The 3,764-nt window shown below is 72.6% G+C and carries 4 protein-coding genes; 1 reads left to right on the top strand and 3 read right to left on the bottom strand.

The genetic code is table 11. From position 1 onward, the window contains the following. A partial coding sequence (locus VGI02_RS17335) for a hypothetical protein (protein ID WP_414638304.1) occupies window positions 1-329 on the bottom strand: 329 nt, incomplete at its 3' end. Between the two features lie 493 nt (window positions 330-822). Here VGI02_RS17335 and VGI02_RS17330 point away from each other — a divergent pair. Beyond that, on the top strand, window positions 823-1,302 hold the full coding sequence (locus VGI02_RS17330; RefSeq protein WP_331629059.1) for a DUF7144 family membrane protein: 480 nt from the start codon (window positions 823-825) through the stop codon (window positions 1,300-1,302). Between the two features lie 64 nt (window positions 1,303-1,366). On the opposite strand, the gene VGI02_RS17325 is transcribed toward VGI02_RS17330, so the two are convergent. Together VGI02_RS17325 and VGI02_RS17320 are read right to left on the bottom strand one after the other, a co-directional pair. Then, window positions 1,367-1,912, bottom strand: coding sequence for a potassium channel family protein (locus tag VGI02_RS17325; RefSeq protein WP_331629057.1), 546 nt, complete (start codon window positions 1,910-1,912; stop codon window positions 1,367-1,369). A gap of 30 nt (window positions 1,913-1,942) precedes the next feature. Beyond that, window positions 1,943-3,268, bottom strand: a complete 1,326-nt coding sequence (locus VGI02_RS17320; protein ID WP_331629055.1) for an AI-2E family transporter — start codon at window positions 3,266-3,268, stop codon at window positions 1,943-1,945. Window positions 3,269-3,764 lie beyond the last annotated feature (496 nt).

Raw genomic sequence — 3,764 nt, 5'->3', positions numbered from 1 at the left:
CCGAGCACACCGGTCCCGACCGGTAGCGCTCCGATCCGGGCCCTGGTCTCCGCGTCGAGCTCGTCGAGGAGGGTCGCGAGGCGCCCTCCCTCGATCACTCCGAGGACCGCGTGGCGGGCCCCGGTCATCTCGGCCGCAGCGTTGACCACCTGTTCCAGGACGCGGGCCAGGTCCCGGACGGACCCCACCGGCTCGAGGGCCTCGAGGAGCAGCCGGGGGTCGTGGCGGGGTCGGGGCGAGCGGCGTCCCAGGGCGATGAGCTCGTCGAGTAAGTCGTCCGGCCCGTCGTCGGCGACCGCATCCCCGGTGTCGACCTCGGTGCGAGTCATCGTGGGTGCTCCGGATCCGTGGACGGCACGCCGACGATCGGCGCGGGACGGTCCGGTCATGGCCGCCCGCCGCGCGCTTCTCCGGCCGGGATGGCGCACGGGGAGGGTGGCTGCGTGATCGTCGACCGACCACGGCAGGTATGGCGCTCGCCGTAACGGGGCCCTCGCCGCACCTCGAGATGCACGGCGAGTGCTGCCGCCGAGGTCCGGGGCGACCTGGTCGTCGATCGACGGACCCGCGCGGAGCGGGAGATCGGCGAATTCCTCCCTGATGCTACTGATGTGCCCGGGGCGTGGCTACGCGTCCTTCCGGGCCACGGCCAGGCGACGACGGGGCGATGCCGTCGAGAAAGGCGTCACGGCCGACCCGGGTCCGAGTGGCCGAGCGCAAGGGACCATCGGCCTCTGGGCACCGGCGCACACGGGTCCGAGCGTGCACGGACGACGCCCCACGCCGACGACGGGGCGATCGGTCGAGGTTCGGAGGTCCCCCATGACCGAGCAGCAGTCACCGACGGCGCCGCGCCCCAGGTCACCCCTGCCGTCCCCGCCTGCCGACGGTGTCGCGCCGATCTACGAGTCCCCGCCCGCGGGGGCGGGCTGGACGCGGTTCGCGGGCGTGATGATGGCCGTGATCGGTGCCTTCGCCGCCATCGAGGGCCTGGCCGCGCTGTTCGCGCCGACCTACTTCGTCAGCGTGAACAACACCGTCCTGACGATCGACCTCACCGGGTGGGGCTGGCTCCACCTCATCCTCGGTGCCCTCGTGCTGGTGACCGGGCTGAGCCTGCTGGGCAGCGCACCGAGCTGGGCCCGGTGGGTCGGCGCCGGGCTCGTCGCCATCAACATGCTCGTCCAGCTGGCCTGGCTGCCCGCCTATCCGATCTGGGGCATCGTCGCGATCGCGCTCGACGTGATGATCCTCTTCGCGCTCGTCGCGACCCAGGGCGACCGGAGCGATCAGTACCGCTGACGGTCGGGATTCATCCGACGAGCCGGCCCGGGGTCATCGACCCCGGGCCGGTTCTGCGTGCTGCTCATCCGTCCGACGGCGCGCCCCGGGCCTGTCCCCGACGGACCGCGCCGAGGACGGCCTGGAGCACCAGCCCCAGGACCAGCAGGTCCAGGAGCATCTGGACGGCGACGACGAGGCGGGTGGCCTCCGACGCCGGGCTGATGTCGCCGAATCCCACGGTGGCGAACACCGTGATCGTGAAGTAGAGCGAATCGATCCGGGTCAGGGGCTCGGTGAACGCGTCGGGCTGCGCCTCCGAGGCCAGGAAGTAGCCGGCCGCGAACAGCAGCAGGAACGTCGGGATCACCAGGGCGAGGGTCTCGACCGCCCGCAGCCCCGGGTGTCGGGCCAGCGCGATCGCACGGATCTGCCAGACGATCAGTGCGGTGATGGCGGTGAGGCCCGCGAGCAGCGTCACGAGGGTCGACGCGCCCGGCCGCAGGGACAGCGGCAACACGAAGTAGGCGACGACCAGCAGGATCACGGTCGCCGCCGCCCGGACCCCCACCAGGACCATCCGGCGCCGGGACGGACGGACGGACGGACCCTGCGGCGGGCGCGGACTCATGACGGACCCCGTGTCACCGGGCCGCGACGCTCACGCCATCGGGGGCGTCGTCACCGGCGCCGCCGCCTCCGCGTCCGGGTGGGCCCGGCCGTTGCGGCGGTGGTCCTTCGGGTGCTTCTTCGCGGCCTTCGGTTCCTTCGGCGTGGAGGGCTCCGCGCCGAGGAGAGCCTCGACCCACCCGGTCCGAGGATCGGAGTCCACCAGGATGGCCTTGACGAGCAGGGTGGCCGGGATGGCGAGCAGGGCGCCGAGGGGCCCGAGGATCCAGGCCCAGAACAGCAGCGCCAGGAACGTCACCGTGGCCGACAGCCCGACCGAGTCACCGACGAAGCGTGGCTGGATCAGCGACTGGATGACCAGGTTGAGCACGCAGTAGACGACCACCACGGACAGGGCGAGCTGCCAGCCGCCGGTCAGCAGCGCCAGGAGGGCCGGCGGCACCACCCCGATGATGAACCCGATGTTGGGGATGAAGTTGGTGATGAACGCCAGGACTCCCCACAGCAGGGCCAGCGGTATGCCCAAGATGTAGAGGGCCCCGGTGTCGAGGACCGCGACGATGAGCCCGAAGACCGCGGTGACGACGAGGTAGCTGCGGGTGCCGGAGACGAATCCGTCGAGAGCTTTGATCATATGCGGGCGCTCGGCGGCGATCATGGCCATGCGCCGGCTGGTGCCACCGGACTCGGCGGTCAGGAACAGCATCAGGGCCAGGATGAACAGCAGGCTGCTCAGGACCGAGCCCAGGCCCGAGAGCACGCTGCCGATCTGGCCGGCGATCTTGCTCAGGTCCGCGGAGCCCGCGGTGTTCTTGGACTGGGTCGGGTCGATGCCCAGCTTCGCCAGTTGGGCGGTCACCGAGGCCACGAGCTGTTGGGATTTCGCGGCGTTCTGTTCGAGCAGCGCGGCGAGCTGGCTCACCGAGGCGACCAGGAACCCGGTCAGGGCCACCAGCGATCCGTAGATGACGACGATCAGCGCGAGCACCGTGGCCCACGCCGGCCAGCCGCGGCGCTCCAGCCAGTTCTTGATGGGATAGACCGCGATCACGATCACCAGCGCCAGCAGCAGGGGTGCGGCCAGCCACGCGGCCGCGTACATCCCGGCGACGATGATCACCGTCGCCCCCGTGGAGAGCAGGATCACCGCCGCGCGCGGCACGGCCGGGGCGGGGCCCGCGCCCCCGTTCGACCCCGAGGGTGGTGGTGGCTCGGCCTCCACCCCGGTGCTCATCGGAGGTGATGCCGCGGACGTGGCGCCGCCGGACGCGCTCGAGGGCACGGTGTGCGCGTCCGAGCCGTCCCGGGGTCCCCACTCGTCGTCGGCCATGTTCTCCTCCTGCTCGTCGGCGACCATCGGTTCAGCTGGTCAGCCTCGGGACGAAAGGCCCAGAGGCCAACGGCCCCTCGTGGGCGCACCGCAGGTCCCGCCGTCGCCAGGTGCGCCCCGCGCCCACCCCTCAGGGTGGTTCGTGGCCACCGGGGACCTCCGAGGGGGCTGCGCGGGCCTGGCCCGTTCTGGGTGCTGCCCTCGCGGTCCTTCAACGGCGCGGCCGCGGCCCCGGGTCGCCCCGCCGGCACCGCTGCGCCGACACCGACGCGCCCCGCACACAGTTCGCCCGCCGAGCAGGAACCGACGCCGCCGGGCCGAGCAGGGTGTGTGCGCGACCCGTCGGTCACCGGGCACCGGGCACCGGCGCCAGGCCGAGCACGCCTCGCCAGGACGACCGGACCACAACCGGGTCCCTCAGGTGTGCAGGTGGACCAGCGCCTGGACCCGACCGTGCCCAGGGTCGACCCGATGGCCCCACGCCACCCGGTCCGCGGGCTCGGCGACACCGGCGGTGTGCACC

The organism is Actinomycetospora sp., from assembly GCF_036497245.1.
Lineage (GTDB): Bacteria > Actinomycetota > Actinomycetes > Mycobacteriales > Pseudonocardiaceae > Actinomycetospora.
The sequence above is the reverse complement of the archived record's forward strand: the minus strand, read 5'-3'. Positions and strand labels throughout refer to the sequence as shown.